The 21,351-nt window shown below is 65.1% G+C and carries 15 protein-coding genes and 1 tRNA gene; 13 read left to right on the forward strand and 3 right to left on the reverse strand.

Going from position 1 to position 21,351, the window contains the following annotated elements:
- Nucleotides 1-9: 9 nt before the first annotated feature.
- A tRNA-Thr gene (locus ACYVKQ_RS05910) sits at nucleotides 10-85 on the reverse strand.
- Nucleotides 86-234: 149 nt separating this feature from the next.
- Between ACYVKQ_RS05910 and ACYVKQ_RS05915 the strand changes: the two genes are divergently transcribed.
- The 7 genes from ACYVKQ_RS05915 to ACYVKQ_RS05945 all read left to right on the forward strand — a co-directional run bounded on the left by ACYVKQ_RS05915 (nucleotide 235) and on the right by ACYVKQ_RS05945 (nucleotide 7,843).
- Complete coding sequence (locus ACYVKQ_RS05915; RefSeq protein ID WP_460576620.1) at nucleotides 235-690, forward strand: hypothetical protein; 456 nt, start codon at nucleotides 235-237, stop codon at nucleotides 688-690.
- An 807-nt stretch (nucleotides 691-1,497) separates the two neighbouring features.
- Nucleotides 1,498-2,268 (forward strand): FkbM family methyltransferase, encoded by a 771-nt coding sequence (locus ACYVKQ_RS05920; protein ID WP_460576621.1) that lies wholly within the window; start codon nucleotides 1,498-1,500, stop codon nucleotides 2,266-2,268.
- Nucleotides 2,268-2,567 carry a hypothetical protein gene (locus ACYVKQ_RS05925; protein ID WP_460576623.1) on the forward strand — a complete coding sequence of 100 codons (300 nt, stop codon included), beginning with the start codon at nucleotides 2,268-2,270 and terminating at the stop codon, nucleotides 2,565-2,567. Before ACYVKQ_RS05920 ends, ACYVKQ_RS05925 begins: the two co-directional genes overlap by 1 nt.
- 192 nt (nucleotides 2,568-2,759) lie before the next feature.
- Nucleotides 2,760-5,327: a YfhO family protein gene (locus tag ACYVKQ_RS05930; RefSeq protein ID WP_460576625.1), complete on the forward strand. Its 2,568-nt coding sequence runs from the start codon at nucleotides 2,760-2,762 to the stop codon at nucleotides 5,325-5,327.
- Between the two features lie 181 nt (nucleotides 5,328-5,508).
- Nucleotides 5,509-6,435 carry a 1-aminocyclopropane-1-carboxylate deaminase/D-cysteine desulfhydrase gene (locus tag ACYVKQ_RS05935; protein ID WP_460576627.1) on the forward strand — a complete coding sequence of 309 codons (927 nt, stop codon included), beginning with the start codon at nucleotides 5,509-5,511 and terminating at the stop codon, nucleotides 6,433-6,435.
- A 30-nt stretch (nucleotides 6,436-6,465) separates the two neighbouring features.
- Entirely contained in the window at nucleotides 6,466-7,098 is a 633-nt protein-coding gene (locus ACYVKQ_RS05940) for a DUF4230 domain-containing protein (protein ID WP_460576629.1), read from the forward strand.
- Nucleotides 7,099-7,312: 214 nt separating this feature from the next.
- Nucleotides 7,313-7,843 (forward strand): cupin domain-containing protein, encoded by a 531-nt coding sequence (locus tag ACYVKQ_RS05945; protein ID WP_460576631.1) that lies wholly within the window; start codon nucleotides 7,313-7,315, stop codon nucleotides 7,841-7,843.
- A gap of 78 nt (nucleotides 7,844-7,921) precedes the next feature.
- Here the strand turns inward: ACYVKQ_RS05945 and ACYVKQ_RS05950 are convergent, their stop codons facing one another.
- Nucleotides 7,922-8,419, reverse strand: a complete 498-nt coding sequence (locus ACYVKQ_RS05950; RefSeq protein ID WP_460576633.1) for a regulatory protein RecX — start codon at nucleotides 8,417-8,419, stop codon at nucleotides 7,922-7,924.
- Nucleotides 8,420-8,758: 339 nt separating this feature from the next.
- Here ACYVKQ_RS05950 and ACYVKQ_RS05955 point away from each other — a divergent pair, with 339 nt between their 5' ends.
- Nucleotides 8,759-9,634, forward strand: coding sequence for a DMT family transporter (locus tag ACYVKQ_RS05955; protein ID WP_460577253.1), 876 nt, complete (start codon nucleotides 8,759-8,761; stop codon nucleotides 9,632-9,634).
- Between the two features lie 126 nt (nucleotides 9,635-9,760).
- Nucleotides 9,761-12,403: a DUF5686 and carboxypeptidase regulatory-like domain-containing protein gene (locus tag ACYVKQ_RS05960; protein WP_460576635.1), complete on the forward strand. Its 2,643-nt coding sequence runs from the start codon at nucleotides 9,761-9,763 to the stop codon at nucleotides 12,401-12,403.
- A 42-nt stretch (nucleotides 12,404-12,445) separates the two neighbouring features.
- On the opposite strand, the gene ACYVKQ_RS05965 is transcribed toward ACYVKQ_RS05960, so the two are convergent.
- Entirely contained in the window at nucleotides 12,446-13,387 is a 942-nt protein-coding gene (locus ACYVKQ_RS05965; protein WP_460576637.1) for an EamA family transporter, read from the reverse strand.
- A gap of 162 nt (nucleotides 13,388-13,549) precedes the next feature.
- On the opposite strand from ACYVKQ_RS05965, the gene ACYVKQ_RS05970 reads away from it, so the two are divergent.
- From ACYVKQ_RS05970 to ACYVKQ_RS05985, 4 genes are all read left to right on the forward strand, one after another.
- Nucleotides 13,550-16,051, forward strand: coding sequence for a type III PLP-dependent enzyme domain-containing protein (locus tag ACYVKQ_RS05970; RefSeq protein WP_460576639.1), 2,502 nt, complete (start codon nucleotides 13,550-13,552; stop codon nucleotides 16,049-16,051).
- Nucleotides 16,052-16,220: 169 nt separating this feature from the next.
- Entirely contained in the window at nucleotides 16,221-19,052 is a 2,832-nt protein-coding gene (locus ACYVKQ_RS05975) for a TonB-dependent receptor (RefSeq protein WP_460576641.1), read from the forward strand.
- A gap of 136 nt (nucleotides 19,053-19,188) precedes the next feature.
- Entirely contained in the window at nucleotides 19,189-20,577 is a 1,389-nt protein-coding gene (locus ACYVKQ_RS05980; RefSeq protein WP_460576643.1) for an alpha/beta hydrolase family protein, read from the forward strand.
- A 77-nt stretch (nucleotides 20,578-20,654) separates the two neighbouring features.
- The gene (locus tag ACYVKQ_RS05985; RefSeq protein WP_460576645.1) at nucleotides 20,655-21,281 is read left to right on the forward strand and encodes an OmpA family protein; all 627 of its coding nucleotides are present in this window, start codon (nucleotides 20,655-20,657) and stop codon (nucleotides 21,279-21,281) included.
- The last annotated feature ends 70 nt before the right edge of the window (nucleotides 21,282-21,351 follow it).

Genomic DNA, 21,351 nt, shown 5'->3' on the forward strand with positions numbered 1-21,351 from the left:
CTTTGTTTGTGGAGCCTGCTATTGGACTCGAACCAACGACCTGCTCATTACGAATGAGCTGCTCTACCAACTGAGCTAAGCAGGCTTCTCAGTTCCCTTGTGCGAAGCCGCGCAATGGGAGTGCAAATATAATGGGCCCTGGCGCATGCCGCGCAAGTCTTAGCTGAAATTTTTTTCGCTCGAAGGCGGCCGATACGCTGCAATGGCCCTTTCACCCCTCAAACTCGTCCGATCATGAACTCTGCCTCTTCCGAAATTACCCAAGCGCTGATCAGCGGCCTGAGCGGCTCTATTGTGCTGACGCTGGTGCATCAGACCGCCAAAGAACTTACCCCGGATGCCCCGCGCATGGACGTGTTGGGCGTGCGCGGCCTGCGTAAGCTCGTGGCTGCCGCCCACGCCCCGCAGCCCGGGGCCCAAACCGCCTACAACGCCACGATGGCCGGCGACCTGCTGGTAAACGGGCTCTACTACAGCTTGGTGGGCACGGGCACCGACGCGTGGTGGCGCGGCGCGGCGCTGGGCGTAGCGGCCGGAGTAGGGGGCGTGGTGCTGCCCGGCCCGCTCGGCCTCGGCGACGGCCCCAGCAACCGCACCCCGCAGACCATGCTGATGACCGTGGCTTGGTACACGCTGGGCGGACTGGTGGCCGCTGGGGTGTCGCGGTGGTGGAGCCAGACGGCGAGGTAGCGGGCTGGCTCCGATATTGCCAGCCGCTTCTTGCCCTGTACCATGAAAGCACGCCGTCTGCTGCTCAGTTTGTGTTTGCTGATTCCCGCCGTACGGGCTACCGCGTTGAATGGCTCGGAAGGGCTAGTCAAGGTTGCCGTTGGAATGCACCTGCTGGCGGCGCCGGTACTAATCATAACGATGCTAGCATTTATGCGAAGCCGGCTTACTAGGTTGCGGTAGCTGAGTACGGTATTGGTGGCAGTGGGCGTAGGGTGGGAGCTGGGGCTTATGTGCTTCGATAAGGGCCTGCCCTCATTGATCAACCCTTTTCTAACGTTCTGCCTACCTTCGGCCTTGTGGCTGAATGGCATATGGTACGCCCGCCGAGTGGCCGGCTGCTGGCCGCTGATGCTGAGCTCAGCCGCCGCCGCAGTAGGATTGATGACGTTAGCTAGTACAGGGCTGGCCCTGATACTTCCGGCTCCTGCGGATGAATGGGCTTGGTTGCCGGTGTTGTTTGGGGCGTGGTGGCTGGTGCTGTGTCAGGCGCAGCAATACCGGGCTCTGCCTTGGTCTGATTGGTCATCTACTCTGCGAATAGCTACGATATTCTTGGCCATGGATGCCGCGTACGCACTGCTGCCGCTGTGGCTGTCAGCGCACCAGTCGGCAGACGAAGGAACCGCCGCGCCGACGTATGATTACTGGCCGGCCTTGCTGCTGCAGGTCGGATTAAGTTGGGGAATCAGTCTGCTGGCTATCCGGACCGAGCTGTGGTGGCGCAGCAGGCGGGCCCCAATCCGGTAGCTGCTACCTTTGCCCCACATGAAGGCATTGCGCAAACTGCTGGTCAGTACCCTGGGCTTCGAGCGGTATATCCGCCTGGCGAGCTACGCCTACCTGCGCCTGGTGGCGGCGGGCTGGGGCCGCAAGAAGTACCCCGAGCTGTTTTTCCTGGAAAAGCTGGTGAAGCCCGGCGACGTGTGCCTCGACATCGGGGCCAACCTGGGCTACTACTCCGTGGCGCTGTCGCGCCTGGTCGGGCCGCAGGGCAAGGTGCTGGCCGTGGAGCCGGTGCCCCTGTTTCAGCACATCTGGCAGGACAACGTGCGCCTGAGCGGCCACGACAACCTGCTGCTGTTGCCCTACGCCTTGGGCGGGCAGAACGACACCGTGCGCATGGGCACCCCCGCCCGCAACGGCCTGCTGCACCACGGCATGACCAAGGTGGCCGACAGCAGCCCCGCCGAGCAGTACGGGCAGTACTACGAGGTGCAGATGCGGGTGCCCGACGAGCTGCTAGCCGACTTCGAGCGCCTCGACTTCATCAAGTGCGACGTGGAGGGTTTCGAGTACGAAGTGTTCCGCCACATGCAACGCACCTTGCGCCGCCACCGTCCCGTTATCCAGACCGAGCTGAACGGGCTCGACAACCGCCGCCGCGTGGCCGAGCTGCTGGCCGACCTGGGCTACCGCCCCTACGTGCTGGAAACCCTGAGCGGTCCGGCGCGGTTAGTACCTTGTCCGCCGGCGGTGCTCACGGGCCCCGCCGACCGCGACTTTTACTTCAAACCCGACGCTGAACCCGCGAGCTGATGAGCTTTTTCTCTTTCCTGCTGGTCTCTTTCCTGGTTTTCTGGCTGCTGCGCCTCGTGCTGCCGCACCTGCTGCGCTGGGCCCTCACGGCCTTCGTGAAAAAGCAGATGCGCACCGGCGGCATGCCGTTTGGGGCCGAGGGCAACCCCTTCGGCGGCCAAGTTCCGCCGCCCCGCTACGAGCGCACTACCGAGTCCACGGGACGGGTGCGCGTCGATTACGTGCCCCCGACGGCCAAGCGCCAGCCCAAAAAGGATTTCCGCGGCGGCGACTACGTGGAGTTCGAGGAAGTAAAATAATCGGACTACCTTCGGGCTTCAAGCCCGGCTGGCGCCTGCCGGCCGGGCTTTTTTATGGATTGTCAGCGGCGGAAAGTCGGTTGCCAGGGTGCCAGCGGCGCGCGGCGGCCAGCCTTCCGCTTTCCACTAGCCGGGGGCTGACTTCCCGCCGTCCATCTGCTGCTTACTACCTACCGACTACCGACCTTCTCCATGCCCTCCGTAGTTCCGCCGACTCCGGCTGCCGCGCCGCTACCCCTGTGGCAGCGCCTGCTACCGCACTTGCTGGCCGTGGCCTGCCTGCTCGTGCTGGCCGTCCTGTACTTCTCGCCCATCGTGTTTGGGGGCAAAACCCTGAGCCAGCACGACATCGTGCAGTTCAACGGCGGCGCCCGCGAGGCGCTGCTCTACCGCGAGCAAACCGGGCAGGAAGCCCTCTGGACCAACTCCATGTTCTCGGGCATGCCCACCTACCTGATCAGCACCCGCTTCCCGGGTGATTTGTCGGTGTACCTAGTCAACCTGTTTACCCTGGGCCTGCCGCCGGTGGTGGCCAACCTGTTTGCGGCCCTGTTCTGCGGCTACCTGCTGTTTGCCTGCATCGGCCTGCGGCCTCTGCTGGCGGCCATCGGCGCCATTGCCATCGGCTTCACGAGCTACAACCTGATCATTCTCGCGGCCGGCCACAACTCCAAGTCGTACGCGCTGGCCTACGCGCCGCTGGTGCTGGCGGGGCTGCTGGTGACGTTCCGGCGGCACCGGCTGCTGGGCGGGGTGCTCTTTGCCCTGGGCCTGACCATGAACATGCGGGCCAACCACCTGCAGATTACTTACTACCTGCTGCTGCTGGTGCTCGTGTTCGGCATCGTGGAGCTGGTATTTGCCGTGCGCGAAAACCGCCTGCCGGAGTTTCTTAAGAACACGGCCGTGCTGGCCCTGGGCGCGGTGCTGGCGGTGGGCGTGAGCTTCGGCCGCCTCTACACCACGGCTTCCTACGGCAAGTACAGCATCCGGGGCGGCTCGGAGCTGAAGACACCCGCGCCCACGGCCCCCGGCCAGGCACCCGCGGCGGAGGAGGAGGGCGGCTCGGGCCTCGAGCGCGAATACGCCTTCTCCTACAGCTACGGCGTAGGGGAGACCATCACGCTATTGGTACCCAACTACTTCGGCGGCGCGTCCACCAGCAAGCTGGCCGCCGATTCGAACACGGGCAAGGCCCTGAGCGGCCTCGTCGACCCCAGCCAGCTGGATCAGTACCTGGCCGGCATGCCCACCTACTGGGGCGACCAGCCCATTACCAGTGGCCCGGTGTACGTGGGGGCGGTGGTGTTCGTGCTCTTCGTGCTCGGCCTGTTCGTGGCCGACCGCCGTACCCGTACCTGGCTGCTGGCGGGCACCATCCTCTCGATTATGCTGGCCTGGGGCAAGAATTTCGCCTCGTTCAACGACCTGATGTTCGACTTCTTTCCGGGCTATAACAAGTTCCGGGCGGTGTCGATGGCGCTAACCATTGCCCAGCTGGCCATGCCGCTGCTGGCCGTGCTGGCCCTGGCCCGCGTGCTGCGCGCCCGCCCCGCCGCCACGGCGCCTCTGCACCCGGGCCTGCCCACGGTGCAGCCGGATACGCCCGAAACCGCCGAGCTGCGCCGCAAGCTGCTGCTGGCCACCGGCATCACCGCCGGCATCTGCGTGCTGGCCCTGGTGCTGGGCCTCGGCAGCGACTTCGCCGGGACGGTAGACGGGCAGCTGCCGCAGGGTTTCCCGCTGGACGCCCTGCGCCAGGACCGCGCCGCCCTGATGCGCGCCGACGTGTTCCGCTCCATCTTCTTCATCGTGGCCACGGCCGGGGTGCTGTGGTTTTACCTGAGCCGCAAGCTGAGCCTGACCATGGCCGCCGGCCTGGTGGGCCTACTGGTGCTGGCCGACCTCTGGACCGTGGACAAGCGCTACCTGGGCGAAAACAACTTCACCACCACCACCATCACCCAGCAGTTTGTCGCCTCGAAGGCCGACGAGCAGATTCTGGCCGACACCACCAAGCACTACCGCGTGCTGAACCTGAACAACCCGTTCAACGACGCGCAGACCTCGTACTTCCACAAGAGCATCGGGGGCTACCACGGCGCCAAGCTGCGCCGCTACCAGGACCTGATCGAGCGGCAGATTTCGCAGAACAACCCGCGCGTGCTCAACATGCTCAACGCCCGCTACGTCATCACCCCGCCCGATCAGCAGACGGGTGAGCAGCAGGCGCAGCAAAACCCCGGCGCCCTCGGCAACGCGTGGTTTGTGACGAGCGTGCAGCCCGTGCAGAACCCCGACCAGGAAATGGCCGCCCTCACCAGCTTCGATCCGGCCACCACGGCCATCGTCGACGTGAGCAAGTTCCCGCAGGCCAAAACCAGCTACAACGCGGCCGGCTCCACCGTGGCTCTGACGAAATACTCGCCCAACGAGCTGACCTACGCCGTTAACGCGGCGCAGGAAGGGCTGGTGGTATTCTCCGAAGTCTACTACGCGGAGGGCTGGAACGCCTACCTCGACGGCAAGCTGGTGCCGCACCTGCGTGCCAACTACGTGCTGCGGGCCCTGCCCGTGCCGGCCGGCAAGCACACAGTGGAGTTTAAGTTCGAGCCCAAGCAGTACACCCTCGGCAACACGGTGTCGCTGGTATCGTCGGTGCTGCTGCTGCTGGTGCTGGTGGGAGGCGTGGTGTACGCCCTGCGCCGCCCGGCCACGCCCGCCGCGGCCGCCCGCCCCAACGAGCTGCTGACGGCTTAAGTGCCGCTCAATCCGCTGTACAAGCCCGGTCTTGCGCGTCCGCCGCGCGGGGCCGGGCTTGTGTGTACTCGATGCCGGGCACCGTCTTCGACGGGCTAGCTTTGTCCACTGCCTGGCCGGTCCATCATTTTCGAACGCGGAGTTCTGGAAATGGAGGCCAAGCTCTCAGGTTGATGTGCCGATGACTGCTGCTCCCATCCTGCTGGATTTGCCCGAGCCCGCCGCCGAGCGCCGCGGCGTGCGCTTGCGCCTGCTTCGCGACGACCTGCTGCACCGGGAGCTGCCCGGCAACAAGTGGCGCAAGCTCAAATACAACCTGCTGGCGGCCCGCGAGCAGGGTCACGATGCGTTGCTGACCTTTGGCGGCGCCTACTCCAACCACTTGGCGGCCGTGGCGGCCGCGGGCCGCCTGCGGGGCCTACGCACCGTGGGCGTGGTGCGGGGAGAAGAGGCCGACGCCTTAAGCCCCACGCTGCAGCAGTGCCGGGCCGACGGTATGCACCTGCACTTTGTGAGCCGCGAGGCCTACCGCCGCCGAGCGGAGCCGACGTGGATCGGGGAGTTGCTCACGCAGCTGGGCCCGGCCTACGTGCTGCCCGAAGGCGGCACCAACTCCCCGGCCCTGCGCGGCGTGGCGGAGCTGGTACAGGAACTGGACGCGGCCGGCCAGCCCTACGACGCGCTGGCCGTAGCCTGCGGCACCGGCGGCACATTGGCGGGCCTGCTCACCGGGCTGAACGGTCGGGCGCAGGCCGTGGGTGTAGCGGCGCTGAAAGGCGCGGGCTGGCTGCGGGCCGAGGTCGATGGGCTGACGGAGCAGGCCGTGGGCCGGCGCTTCGCCAATTACTACCTCCACCTCGACGCGCATTTCGGGGGCTACGCCAAGCCCTCGGCCGAACTGCTGGCCTTTGTACACGCCTTTTACCAGCGCCACGGCGTCGTGCTGGACCCGGTGTACACCGGCAAGCTGCTGGCCGGCACGCTGCAACTCATCGAGGCCGGGTACTTCGCGCCGGGCAGTACGGTGGTGGCCATTCACACCGGCGGGCTGCAGGGCTGGACGGGCTTTGCGCAGCGCTTCGGCGTGCGGGCACCCGGAGCCGTATAGTTTCGCAGTTGCCCTTCCATATTGCCGCTTATGTCTCTTGTTCGTTTGCTGCGGCGCCTGCTGCCGCTGTTGTTTCTGCTTGCCCTGGGCTGGTTTCTGTGGAAGAAAGTCGCCGGTACACTCGACGACGCCAACCCGCTGCGCGCCGAACCCCGCGTGACGGTGACCCACAACACGGTGCTGGAAAAGATTGAGGGGCTGGGCCGGCTGGAACTGGTGCGCTACCGCTTCAAGGACGTGGTGGAGTACAAGAAAAGCACCTACCGCTTCCTGCCCGACGCCAAAGTGGCCCTCATCGTGGCCGGCGAGGCAGTCGGCTGCCTGGATCTGCGCCGCATTCGCCCCACCGATGTGGTGTTCGAAGGCGACTCCGTGGTGCGCGTAGCGCTGCCGGCGGCCGAGCTCTGTACCTGGCGCATCGACCACGCGCAGAGCCGGGTGTACAGCGTGGAAAACGGCTTTCTGCAAGACGCCGAGCTAGTAGACCAGGGCTACAAGTACGCCGAGCAGAACGTGCGCCGCGCCGCCCTGCAGTCGGGCATCCTGGCCCAGACCGAGCAAAACGCCCAGCAGATTCTGCGGCCCATGCTCGAAACCATGACCGGCCGCCGGGTAGTGCTGGTGCCTCAAACCGCTCCGCCGCAACGGGGAGCCCTCCGCTGACCAGCTGCTTCGGAAGCCAGTGGAGGCCAGGCGACTGCGCTACTACCAGGGCCGGGCTGCTGAGGCCTCACATAATGATGTGCAGGCCGAACGGCAGTAGGTGATGGTCAGGGATATGTTTTGATAGTCACCCGTTTATGTGATGCGTGGCGTTTGGGCCAAGCAAGTGAGGTGGATAGCTTTGGGCTAACGCCAACTGACCAACCTGCCCGCTATGAAAACCACCGCCCCGGCCGTGCTGGCCTGCACCGAAGCCCGCCCCGAAGACGAAACTACCCTGATGCCCTGCGCGCAGCCATTCGTGCGGCGGCGCAGCCTCGCCAATTCATCTTGGTGCATGGGCACGCTGGTCACAACCCTTGTTTCCGGGGCCGATACCCTCGGGGAGTTTGCCCTGCTGGATATGTGCCTGCAGCGCGGCAGCGAACCGCCCGCCCACACCCACCGGTGCGAAGATGAAACCTATACCGTGCTCGAGGGCCGCCTGCGCTTCTACGTGGGCGAACAGGTGCTGCACGCCGGCCCCGGCGACGTGGTGCACCTGCCCCGCGACAGCCGCCACTGGTACCGCCTCGAATCGGATTATGCCCGCGTGTTGGTGCACTTGGCCCCGGCCGGGTACGAAAACTACTTTCGGGCCGTCGGGGAGCTGGCCCGCGCGCTGATTGTGCCGCCGCTACCCGCCGAGCCTGACCTGCCGCGTCTGCTGAGCGTGGCGGCCCGCTTCGGCGTGACGTACGGCTAGAAGAATTCTGTGCAACGACTGCGCCCCGGCCTTAAGAAGTCGGGGCGCAGTCGTTATCGGAGCGCGGCCAAGCTGGGCTCAGTCCTGCTCGCCCAGCACTTCGCCCAGCGCGTCCTGAATGAACTCGCCCTCGTAGCCTTTCTGGGTGGCGTAGGCTGTGAGTTTCTGGCGGCGCTTGTGCGGGTTCGATTCCTTTTCCAGCGCATTCTTCTTTTCCAGCAGCTCCTTTAAGTTCTGGTAATACTCGTCGCCGTCGATTTCGCTCAGGCCGGCTTTGATGCAGAATTCGGAGAGGCCGCGCTGCTTGAGCTCCAGCCGAATGCGGCGGCGGCCCCACTTCTTGAGGCGGTGCTTGCCGCGCACGAAGGAGCGGGCAAACCGCTCGTCGTCGAGCAGCTTCTCGCGCACCAGCCGCATCATGATTTCGGCGGCTTCGTCCTCGTCGAGGCCGTAGCCGCGGAGCTCGGTTTCCACTTCGCGGTGGCTGCGTTCCTGGTAGGCGCAGTAGGCCGCAATTTTTTGCAGGGCCTCGCCGGGCGTGTAGGTTTTGCGTTTGCGCGGGCCGTGGTCGTCCATACCGGTCAGAATAAAAAAGCGGGGAGAGGGGACTTACGCAGCCCGGAGCCGCGCGGCTGCGTTCCTTGGAAATGGCCAAAAAAACAGCCGCCGCCCAGAAGGCGGCGGCTGTTCGCTCACATAAACAAGTTGAATCCAAAAATCAAAACCAAAAGAATCGGGAGAGGTTCTTGGGTTCAGCTGCGGCAAGGTAATACGCTTGCCGCACATTTCACACAATATTAAGGAATTAATATCCATTCTCCTGTAAATGGGAATGGATTCGCCGGTTTGCTGCGAGCTTCGTAGTCGACCCGCACTTTTACCTCCAAGATGATATTCAGCCGCGGTGCCCGTTACATGTTGCTTTCCACGTTCTGTTTTGCGTTAATGAACGTGTGCGTAAAGCTGCTGGGGCATCTGCCGGCCATGGAAATCATCCTGTTTCGCTCGGCGCTGTCGGTTCTGCTGAGCTACCTCACGCTGCGGGCCCTGCGCATCCGTCCGTGGGGCACCAATCACCTGCTGCTCATCTCGCGCGGCACCACCGGCGCCCTGGCCCTGATGCTGTATTTCGGCACGATTCAGCACATGCCGCTGGCCACGGCCGTGACGGTGCAGTACCTGGCGCCCATCTTCACGGCCGTCATCGGCATCTTCGTGGTGAAGGAGCGCGTGCTGCCCTGGCAGTGGGGATTTTTCCTGCTCTCCTTCGCGGGCGTGGTGTGGGCCGAGGGCGTTGACGCGCGCGTGGAGCCGCTGTGGCTGGGGCTGGGCGTGCTGTCGGCCGTGTTTTCGGGCTTCAGCTACAACTCCATCCGCCGGCTCAAGGGCAAGGAAGACCCGCTGGTGGTGGTGTTTTACTTCCCGATGGTGGCCCTGCCGATTGCGGGCGTCTACTGCCTGTTTCACTGGCAGACGCCGCAGGGCTTCGATTGGCTGTGGCTGCTGCTCACCGGCGTGTTTACGCAGGGCGCGCAGGTGTTCATGACCAAGGCATACCAAGCCGAGCGGCTGGCCAGCGTGGCCAACCTCAACTACATCGGCATTCTGTACGCCATCGGTTTCGGCTTCGTGTTCTTCGGCGAAGCCTTTCCGCCGGGCGCCTACGTGGGCATGAGCCTGGTGCTGCTTGGCGTGCTGCTCAACGCCTGGTACCTGAGTCGCCACGCCCGGCGCACCCAGGCGCCCACGCCCGAGCCCGACGTGGTAGAAGGCGAAGCCTTGCGCACCTAAGCCTGGGTGTACCGCACGCGGGCAAGTGACCGTAGCGGGGCGGCAAATATTGCATAAGCCGTAGGCAACGTTGGACGCGGGAAGCTTCTCTAGTCCATAAATTGCCCATCCATGCAGGCTTAGCTTATGATTCGTCGCTTACTCTATTGCTTTACCATTGGGCTGTGGCTGCTGCCGCTGCTGGCGTCGGCGGGTATTCTGCGCGGCCGCATCACCGACCCGAAAGGGCAGGCGCTGGGCTTTGCCAACGTAGCAGTGAAGGGCACCACCACCAACACGGCTTCCAACGAGCAGGGCAACTACCAGCTCAGCCTCGCCGCCGGGCAGTACGACCTCGTGTTTCAGTACGTGGGCTACAAGCCGGTGGTGCAGCCCGTGCGCGTCCTGGGCGGCGACACGGCCACGGTGCTGAACGTGACGCTGACCCCTGAAAACTACCAGTTGCGCGAGGTGGTGGTGCGCGCCAAGGACCGCGACCCGGCCTACGCCATCGTGCAGCACGCCATCGACTGGCGCAACTACCACCGCCGCGAGGTGGCCAGCTTCACGGCCCGCGCTTACATCAAAGCCCTGGCCCGCCTCAAGGACATGCCCAACCGCGTGCTGGGCATGTTCAAAGTGGGGCCGGACCTGAAGCCCGGCATCATTTACCTCTCCGAGTCGGTGTCGGAAGTCTCTTTTCAGCAGCCCAACGTGGTGCGCGAGCGGATGATATCCTCCCGGGTAAGCGGCGACGCAAAGGCCTTCAGCCTGAACCGCGCCGGGGCCGGGCGCGGCCTGAACTTTTACAACCCGGTGCTCAAGGTGTTTTCGGAGCGCGGCTTCGTGTCGCCCATCGCCCCGAACGCCTTCCTGTTTTACCAGTACGTGCTGGAGGGCAGCACCCAGCAGGACGGGCAGTTGATTCACAAGATCCGGGTGACGCCGCGCCGCCGCACCGACCCCGTGTTTTCCGGCCACATCTTCGTGGCCGAGGGCACGTGGCGGCTGCACTCCGTGTCGCTGAGCCTGAACGAGGACTCCCAACTCGATTACGTCGACAACGCGCGCATCGAGCAGCAGTACGCCCCGGCGCCCGGCGCCCCGCACGTGTGGGTGATGCAGTCGCAGACGCTGACGGCCAATATCTCAGCCTTTGGCTTCAAGGGCAACGCCTTCCTGACGGCCATTTTCTCGCAGTACCGCGTGAAGCCGACCTTCCCCAGCCGACCAGCCCCCGCCGCCCCGGCCCCGGCGCCCTCGAACGAGCCCGTGCACGCCGAAACCGTGGCCGAAGCCCGGCAGCAGCGCCCCGAAGTGCGGGCCGCCACCCGGCAGGTGAAGCGCCAGGCCCGCAAAACCGCCCAGGCCGCCGCCGATTCGGCCGCGCGCCGCGGCGACCTGCTGGAGGTGGAAAAGCTGGCCGTCGGCGAAATCATGCGGGTGGAAAAGGGCGCCAACGAGCGGGACAGCGCCTACTGGGCGCAGATCCGGCCGGTGCCTTTGACCGAGGACGAGGTGAAGGATTACCGCGTGAAGGACAGCACCGAGGTCATCCGCAACTCCAAGCCCTACCAGGATTCCCTGGACCGCCTGCGCAACAAGTTCGATGCCGGGCAATTCATCTCGCTGGGCTACACCTACAACAACAGCCACCGCAAGCAGACGTACTTCGTGAAGCCGCTGATGACGCTGCTGCAGTACAGTACCGTGGAGGGCACGATCCTGAACCTGGAGGCTACCTACTCGCGCTACACCGACGACGAGCGGCGCTTCTGGCTGACGCCCACGCTGCGCTACGGCACCACGGCCGAGCTGTTTAGTCCCTCGGTTGAGATAAACTGGCAGCACGAAGCTAACCGCTTGGCGCGTTGGCAGGTGCAGGTGGGCCGTACGGTGGAAAACTTCGACCCGAACTCCCAGCTCACGCCCGTTATCAATACCGTCGCGACGCTGTTTCGCAACCACAACTACGCCAAGTACTACCAGCGCCGCGGCGCCGAAATCGGCTACCTGACCGAGGTGGTAAACGGCCTGCAGGTACGCGGCGCGGTAAACTACTTCGACCGGCGGGAGCTGGAAAACACCACCATCGACCTGATAACGGACATTCCGGGCCGGGCTTTCACGCCCAACGACCCGGTAGCGGCCGAGTTACCCGGTGGTACCGGCTTCGGCCGCAGCCGGGCGCTGGGCTCGGAGCTGTGGGTGAGCTGGCGCCCCGGGCAGCGCTACATCACCCGCCCCGACGGTAAAATCACCCTCGGCTCGCGCTACCCCACGCTGCGCCTGACGTGGCGGCAGGGCTGGGGCACGGGTATTTCCGACGTGCGCTATACCTTGCTCGAAGCAGGCATCCGCCAGTCGGTGCAGTTCGGGCTGCTGGGTACCAGCAGCTACCGCCTGAACGTGGGCGGTTTCCTGGGCACGCCGAAGCTGGCCTTCATGGATTACCGGCAGTTTTCGGGCAACCGTTTCTTCGCCGCCGCCGACTTCTCGCGCTTTCAACTGCTCGACTACTACCGTTTCGCCACCCGGCAGCACTTCGTGGAGGGCCACTTCGACCACCACTTCAACGGCTTTTTCCTGAACAAAATCCCGCTGATGCGCCGGCTGAAATGGCAGGAAGTGGGCTCCGTCAATTACCTCTACACGCCCTCGGCCAAGCAGTACGTGGAGTTGGGCGTGGGCATTGAACACATCTTCAAAGTCCTGCGCCTGGATTACTATACGGGCTTCCAGCAGGGCACCAAGCTCAACCACGGATTCCGCTTCGGCATTGGCTTCTAAGCCGTAGATATGTGGCGAAGCTCCCGGGTAGCCTGAGCCTGGCTACGCCACCTCCCGTACCGCTGACTTAAGCTTAGGCTGCTTGCCCGCTTTGCCCGGCCAGTTGTAGAGCAGCACCGAGGCAATGATCAGCCCGTAGGCGGCCAGCTGCCCCGGCGTGGCCGATTCCCCGAAGTACACAAAGGCCAGCAAGAAGCTCACCAGCGGGTTCAGGTACATCAGGATGCCCACCGTGCCCGACGACAAACCGCCGAGGGCGAACAGGTTCAGAAACAGCGGCAGCACGGTAAAGACCGCACTGAGCAGCCCCACCACGAGCAGCAGGCGCGCATCGGCCAGCCCGGCGGCGGGCTGCGCGCCCAGCGGGCCAGCCAGCGGCACCAGCACGGCCGTGGCCAGCAGCAGCTGCGCGCCGAGCAGCACCAGCTTGTCGTAATGGCGCAGTACCCGCTGGCTAATCAGGTAGCTGGCGTAGCTCAGGGCCACCAGCAGGCTCATGCCTACGGTTTGCCAGGCCCCGGCGGCCAGCAGGCCGCAGCTGACCAGGCTCAGCGCAATGGCCGCGCCCTGCACCGGCCGCAGCCGCTCCCGCAGGATGGCCCAGCCCAGCAGCGCCGTGAGAATCGGGCAGAGCAGGTACGCAAAGGAGCCCGCCTGCACGCTCACGTTGTTGACCACGTAAATGAACAGCAGCCAGTTAAGCGTGAGCAGCAGGCCGCCCAGAGCCGTGAGGCCCACCAGGCGCCGCCGCTCGGCGGGCAGGGCCGAGCGCAACTGCTCCCAGGTACGGCGCAGGGCCGCGCGGCGCCCGAGCAGCAGGATGCCGGCCAGCAAGGCCAGTGCCAGCAGCACCCGAAAATACAGAATCTGCCCGCTGGGGTAGCCGGCCAGCAGCCGGAGCGGAATCGGGAAAAAGCCCCAGATAAGGTAGGCCGCCAGGGCAGCGGCGTGGTAGCGCGTCGGTTTCAACAGCAGGTCAGGCAAGCGGCACGGCGCCGGGTGAAAAAGGCCGCAAAGATACGGCCGCCGCCCCCTAACCCCATTGACGATTATAAAGTTGATGTTGCGGGGACGCCGCCGGGGTGCCTGCCATGCGCGGCGCGGCTGCGGCCAAGCCCTACCTTTGCCGCGGAATCCCGCCGCCCTATGCTGACTTTTTCCGACCTGCCGGCCCTCACCCACGGCACGCTGCTGCAGGCGCCGGCCGACGCGGCCGCGCCCGTACTGCACCTGCTGCTCGACAGCCGCCGCATGGCCCAGGCCTCCGGCACGCTGTTCGTGGCCCTGCGCGGCCCCCACCACGACGGTCATCAGTACCTGCCGGAGCTCTACCGGCGCGGCGTGCGGCTGTTTGTGGTCGACCGGGCGGAAGCCGTGACGGGGGGGCTGGCGGCATATCCGGAGGCGGGCATCTTGCTGGTGTCCGATGCCCTGGCGGCGCTGCAGGCCGTGGCGGCGCGGCACCGCGCGCAGTTTGCTCCGCGGCCGGTGCTGGCCATTACGGGTTCCAACGGCAAGACCATCGTGAAGGAGTGGCTGGCGCAGCTGCTGAGTCCCGACGAGCTGATCTGCCGCTCGCCGCGCTCCTACAATTCGCAGGTGGGCGTGCCGCTGAGCGTGTGGGAGCTGCGGCCCGCGCACACGCTGGGTATTTTCGAAGCGGGTATTTCCGAGCCCGGCGAAATGGCGCGGCTGGCAGCCGTGATTCAGCCCACGCTGGGCCTGTTTACCAACCTGGGCCCGGCCCACGACGCGGGCTTTGCCTCGCGGGCGCAGAAAGCCGCCGAAAAGATGCAGCTGTTCCGGCACGTCGATACGCTTTTTTACTGCCAGGACCACCCCGACGTGCACACCGCCGCGGCCGCGCTGCCCGCCGCCGTTCGGCGCGTCACCTGGTCGCGGCAGGGAGCGGCCGGAGCCGCCGTGCAGGTGCGCCTGGAGCCGGGCGCCGACCCGGAACAGACGCTAGCTTACGTGGGCTATCAGGGCGCGGAGCATCCGTTTACGCTACCCTTGGCCGATGAGCCTTCCGTGGAAAACGCGCTGCACTGCCTCGTGGTGCTGCTCTGGCGCGGGCTGCCGGCCGCGGAGGTGCAGCGCCGGCTGCTGCGCCTGCAGCCCGTGGCCATGCGCCTGGAAATGAAGCAGGCCATCCACGACTGCTACGTGCTCGACGACACGTACAACAACGACCTAACCGGCCTCGACCTCGCCCTCGACGCCCTCGGCCGCCAGGCCCGCCGGGGCCGCCACACGCTCATCCTCTCCGACGTGCTCGAATCGGGCCTGCCCGCCGCCGAGCTCTACCAGCGCGTGGCCGAGCTGACCGCCCGCCACGGCGTGCAGCGCCTGCTGGCCGTGGGGCCCGAAATGGGGGCGCACGCGGGCGTGCTGCGCGCGGCCGTGCCCGACAGCGCGTTTTTTGCCGATACCGACGCCCTGCTGCGCTGGTTTTCGCCCGATCATTTTCGCAGTGAAACCATCTTGGTGAAAGGGGCGCGCCGGTTCGGCTTCGAGCGGGTGGTGGCGGCGTTTCAGCGGCAGATTCACGGCACTGTGCTCGAAGTAAACCTCGACGCGCTGGTGCACAACCTGAACTACTACCGCGCCCGCTTGCAGCCCCACACCCGGCTGATGGTGATGGTGAAGGCCTTCGCCTACGGCAGCGGTTCCTACGAAGTAGCCAACCTGCTGGAGTTTCACCGCGTCGACTACCTCGCTGTGGCTTATACCGACGAAGGTGTGCAGCTGCGGGAGCACGGCATTTCGCTGCCGGTGATGGTGATGAACCCCTCGCCGGATTCTTTCGCCCTGCTGCGCCAATACCACCTGGAGCCCGAAATCTACTCCTTTGCCCGGCTGCACGAGTACCTGCAGGCCGCTCAAGACGGCCCGCTGCCGCCCGTTCACCTGAAGCTGGATACCGGCATGCGCCGCCTCGGCTTCGCCGAAGAAGACCTCGACGAGTTGCTACCCCTGCTCCGGCAGCACGCCGGCACGCTGCGCGTGGCCAGCGCCCTCACGCACCTCGCCGGCGCCGACGAGGAGCAGCACAACGACTTCTCGCACCGGCAGCTGGCAGCCTTTCAGCGCATGGCGGCTCGTCTCGAACAGTCCCTGGGCTACACCGTCATGAAGCACGCGCTGAACTCGCCGGGTATTATGCGCTTCCCGCAGGCGCAATTCGATATGGTTCGGCTTGGTATCGGCCTGTACGGCGTCGAAGCGGCCGGCCTCGAGCCCTCCGCTCTGCGGCCCGTCAGCACGCTGCGCACCACCGTCTCGCAGCTGAAGCGGCTGCCGGCCGGCCACACCGTGGGCTACGGCCGGCGCGGCGAGGCCGCCGACCACGACCGGCGCATTGCCACCCTCGCCATCGGCTACGCCGACGGCTACGACCGGCGGTTTTCGCGCGGGGGCGGGGAGGTGCTCATCCGGGGCCGTCGCGCGCCCGTCATCGGCAACGTATGCATGGACATGTGCATGGTCGACGTGACGGGCATCCCCGACGTGCAGGAGGGCGATGCGGCGGTAATTTTTGGCGAAGATCTGCCGCTCACGGAGTTGGCCGCTCGCATCGGTACCATTCCTTACGAGCTGCTGACCAATGTGAGCGAGCGGGTGAAGCGAGTGTTTGTGGCGGAATAAGGTCCGCCGTCGGGAGAGCAGAGGATACCGTTGACACAGCCGGTGTTCATCCCCGGCAAGTAACAGCGAATAAATAAAAACTGAATTCCATTTTTACTCAGAAAAGCAATGTACTATTGTCGCTTGATAGTACTTTGCGAAGACGTGAATAAAATTTTGGTCAAATTCTATGCGACAAACATTTACTATTGCTGCTGTCGTTGGGCTGACGGCTTGTGCCCTGGGCAGCGCGCGCGAGGCGGTAGCGCAAAGCCGCAGCGCTAGCCTTAGTGGCACCGTAAAATCGGAAAACGACGATATGATAGTTGGAGCAACGGTGGTGGCCATCCACATGCCCACGGGCATCCGCCGCACGGGCACCACCGATGCATTCGGCCAGTTTTCCATTCCGGACATGCTGCCGGGCGGGCCGTTTACTTTGCAGATCCTGCAGCCTGGTTTTCGTACGCAGGTGGTAACCAACGTCTTTCTGACCGCCGACAAGCCCACCCAGCTCGATTTTGCCCTTGCGGCCGACGTGCTGGCTGTGGGCACGCGCCGCGCCGACCGCACCCTGCTCGACTCGCCCGTGCCCGTCGACGTCATCGACCTGCGAGAGCTGGCGCCGATGAGCCCGCAAACAGACCTTACGCAGGTGCTGCACTACGCGGTGCCCTCGTTCAACTCCACCCGCCAGACCTCCGCCGACGGGGCCGACCACATCGACCCGATCAGCCTGCGCGGCCTGGCCCCCGACCAGGCCCTGGTGCTGGTGAACGGCAAGCGCTACCACACCACCGGCCTCATCAACCTGCTTGGCAGCCGGGGCCTGGGCTCCGTCAATTACGACCTGAACGCCTTCGGCACCAACGCCCTGGACCGGGTGGAAATCCTGCGCGACGGCGCCGCCGCCCAGTACGGCTCCGATGCCATCGCCGGAGTAATCAACCTGAACCTGAAAGGCGACAACCACGGCGGCAACGCCCTGCTCAGCACCGGCCTCACGGGCCAGGGCGACGGGTTCACGTCGCTGCTGAGTTTGAACCGCGGTATAAAACTCGGCCAGAAGGGATTCCTGAACGTGACGGCCGAGGGCGACTACCGCGGCGCCACCACCCGCGGCTCGGCCCAGCGCGACATCCGCTCCTGGCCGGTGTTTTCGTTTGACCCCGTGGAAGAGGCTCAAATGCTGCGGGCCAGCGGCAAAACCTACGACGACTTCCGCCAAATCAACGGCGACGCGCGCATCCACAACCTGCGCGGCAGCTACAACCTGAGCGTGCCGCTGTCCAAGACGGGCGGCAAGAGCCGGTTCTACTCCTTCGGCGGCTACAACCGCCGCCGTGGGCAGGCCGTGGCGCCGTGGGTGCTCATCTCGGCCCAGCCGCTGGACGTGCCCGAGGCCGGCCCGTACGCGCTCGGCTACCAGCCCAACATCAACACGCGCATCCACGACGGCACGGCCGTGGCTGGCTTGGCCCTAGGCCTGGGCGCCTGGACCCTCGACCTGAGTCACGTGCTCGGCGCCAACCGCATGCGCTACGACCTGAGCAACTCCCTCAACGCTTCGATGGGCGCGTCTTCGCCCACCGAGTTCGACGCGGGCGGCTTCCAGTTCGTGCAAAACGTGAGCAACGCCACGCTCACGCGCTTCTTCCCGAAAGTGCTGGCCGGCACCAACGTGGCCTTCGGTGGGGAATTCCGCGCCGACCGCTACGAAATTGTGGCGGGCGAAGAAGCCTCGTGGCGGGATTATGGCCGGGGCGAAACCGACGGGGTGAGCAGCTCGACGGGCGGTGCCCAGGGCTTCATTGGTTTCGATCCAACCTCGGCCGTAGCTGGTACGCGCACCAACATGGGCGCCTTCCTCGACGTGGAAGCCGACGTGACCAAGCGCTGGACCGTGAGCACGGCCCTGCGCTACGAAAACTACACCGACTTTGGCTCGGCCTTCATCTACAAGGGATCCACGCGCCTGCAGCTGGGTAAGAAGCTGGCCGTGCGCGCCGCCTACAACACCGGCTTCCGCGCCCCGGCCCTGCAGCAGGTGCTGTACCGCCAGCTCACGCTGCTGCCCACCTCGGGCGGCAACGTGTACGCGGGCATCTTCAACAACCAGAGCGACGTGGCCCGCGCCGCCGGCATCGGCCGCCTGCGCCCCGAAAAGTCGCGCAACGTCAGCGCCGGCCTCGTGTTCACGCCCACGCCCACGCTCACGCTCACGGCCGACGCTTACCAGATTGACATCGACGAGCGCATCATCCTCTCGGGCATCTTCGGCTACGATAGCACCAACGCACGCGCATCCTTCAACCAAGCCTTGGTTCGTGCCAACGCCGACAACGCGCAGTTCTTCACCAACGCCGTGGACACGCGCACCCGCGGCCTCGATTTGGTGGCTACTTACCGCGACAACCTCGGCCGCGGCCTGGTGCACTTGAGCCTAGCGGCCAACGTGAACCGCACCAGCATCCGCCGCTTGCAAGTGCCGGCCGCGTTCCAGCCCTTGCAAACCGACAACCTGCCCGGCAACGACTACATAGACCAGCGGCAACTCTCGCTGATTGAGTCGGGCAACCCGGCCAATAAGATCATCCTGAACACGGGTTACGAAATCGGCAAATTCAACGTGTTGCTACGCAACGTGTACTTCGGCCAGGTCAAGACTTACGATTTCAACTTCGACCCACTCGACGAGGGGAGCGTGTACATGGTGTTCCGGCCCAAAACATCGACGGACCTGATGTTCACTTACAAGCCCACCAAGTCGCTGCTCCTGACGGTTGGCGTGAACAATCTGCTGAATGTGTACCCGGACAACATATACACCGCCGCCTACAAAAATGGCCGGCCGCCAGTCGGCTTTGCGACCTTTGACCAATTCAATACTTATTTCGCCAACAAGTACGGCCGCCCATCCAACCTGCCCTACGACTTTGACATCCTGCCGTACCAGTCCCAGCAAATGAACTTCAACGGCCGCTTCTTTTTCCTAAAAGCGGCCTATAGCATCGGACTGTAAGCTGTGACGGCGGGTTTTGGCTCATTTTGGGACACTGATTTATTTTGATAATAAATTTGATTATGTTCGTATGCCGGAAGCCTGCTTATTTAGCTGGCCCCCAATAATTCGCGCCGTTTACCGCCTCCATTCCACCATGAAGCAACGACTACTTTATTTCCTGAAAAACGCCTGCGGCTTGCTTCTGCTGCTGAGCTGCTTGGGTGCCCAGGCCGCGCCCGCCCTCGACGGCCTCTGGAAAGGGCCACTCAAAGTACCCGGCGGACAGTGGGAAGTCATTTTCCGCGTGGTTACGCTCGCCGGCGGCAAGTATTTCGCCACCCTCGACGTGCCCATGCAGAAGGTGTCGCGCATGAGCGTGGACGTGCAGCTGCACGGCGACACGGTGGTGTTCGTGGCCGAGGAGGCCGCCAGCCAGTTTGTGGGCCGGCTGCTGCCCGACGGCAAGCACGTGGAAGGCACCTGGCAGCAGCCGGGTCTGAAAGCGCCCATGACACTGGAGTACAGCGCTCCGCCCGCCAGCACCGGCGCCAAGGTGCGCCTCACGCCGCCTTACCGCGAGGAGGAGGTCACCTTCACCAACATCCCGGTAGACCTGCGCGTGGCCGGCATGCTCACCATCCCGCCCGGCAAAGGCCCCTTCCCGGCCGTGGTGCTGGTGTCCGACGCTGGCGCCCAGGACCGCGACGCCACCATCGGCGACTACCGCCCCATGGGTGCCCTGGCCGATTTCCTGACCCGGCGTGGCATTGCCGTGCTGCGCGTGGACGACCGCGGCGTGGGCCAGTCGGGTGGCACGCCGGCCGCGGCTACCACGGCCGAGCTGGTGAGCGACGTGCAGGCCGGACTGAACTTTCTGCGGGCCCGGCCCGAGGTAAACCTGTCCCGCCTGGGCGTCATCGGCCACGGCGAGGGCGGCAACGTGGCCCTGCTGGCCGCCGCGCAGCCGTTGCCGCCGGCGTTTGTGGTGACGCTGGCCGCCCACGGCCTGCCCGGCCGCGACATCGTGGTGCAGCAGCAAACCAACACGCTCCGCTCCCTGGGCACCGAGCAGCCCCAGATCGAAGCGGCCGCCAAGCGCCAGAAGGCCATGCTCGACATCATTCAGCAGACCGCCGACAACAACCAGGCCCAGGCCATCGTGGCCAACATGCTGCGCCAGAACAACGAGGCCATCGACCAGGCCACGGCCCAGGCCAGCGCCGCCGAGCTGACCTCGGCGCGCTACCGCCACTTCCTGAGCTTCAACCCCGCCGAGAAGCTGGCCGGCATCACCTGCCCGGTGCTGCTGCTGCACGGCACCGCCGACACCTACGCCACCGCCGATGTCAACCTGCCGCTGCTCGCCAAAGCGCTGAAGGGCAACCGGCACGTGGTGAGCAAAAAGCTCAACGGCGTGAACCACCTGTTCCAGTCCGATCCGGCCGAGTGGCCCATCGTGGGTGGCCAGCAGCGCGAGACGTTTTCGCCCCAGGCCCAGGAGGCCATCCGGGAGTGGATCATGGATTTGGGGAAGGATCAGTAATTAACTTGCCTGTGGGCGCCAACGGGGGGAGAACAAGCGCGTATACCGCGCTTGTTCTCCCTTTCCCTTTTTCCGCCATGGTCAAACACCTGCTCCCCCTCACCGCCCTCACGCTGACGCTGGCCGCCTGCGACGGGCTCAACAAGCCCCAAGCCAAAGACGAACCCCAGGAGGCGACCCAGGACACCGCCGTAGTGTACCGCGACGGCCAGACGGCTGCCGATGCCGCCGGCGCTGCCGCCAGCACCGCCGCCAACGCCGTCGATAACTGGGACGTGGATGCCGACCTGCCCGCCGCCCGCTACGAAGAGGTGACGTCCACGGACGTGACCGTGCGCGGCAACGAGCGCTACAGCGTGTATTCCGTGGATGAAACCGTGTTCTTCGACACTGATAAGAGCGAGCTGAAGCCCACGGCCAAAACCACGCTCGAGCAAATCACGGGCTCCATCGGCAAGCGCTTCGGCGGCAAGCAAGTGCAGATCCGGGGCTTTGCCGACTCGCGCGGCGACAAAAACTACAACCGTGAGCTGAGCGCCCAGCGCGCCGAAGCCGTGAAAAACTGGCTGGTGCAGAACGGCAAGATCGAGGCCGCGCGCGTGAGCCTGCAGCCCATGGGCGAAGCGGCACCGGCCGCTTCCAACGCCACTGCCGCCGGCCGCCAGCAAAACCGCCGCGTCGAAATCGTGGTGCGGAACAGCTGATTGATTGCTGACTGCTGACTGCTGACTGTTGATGGTCGGATGGCGGGATAGTAAAACCGTCTCCGGCGCC

It is taken from the genome of Hymenobacter coalescens (assembly GCF_054783195.1).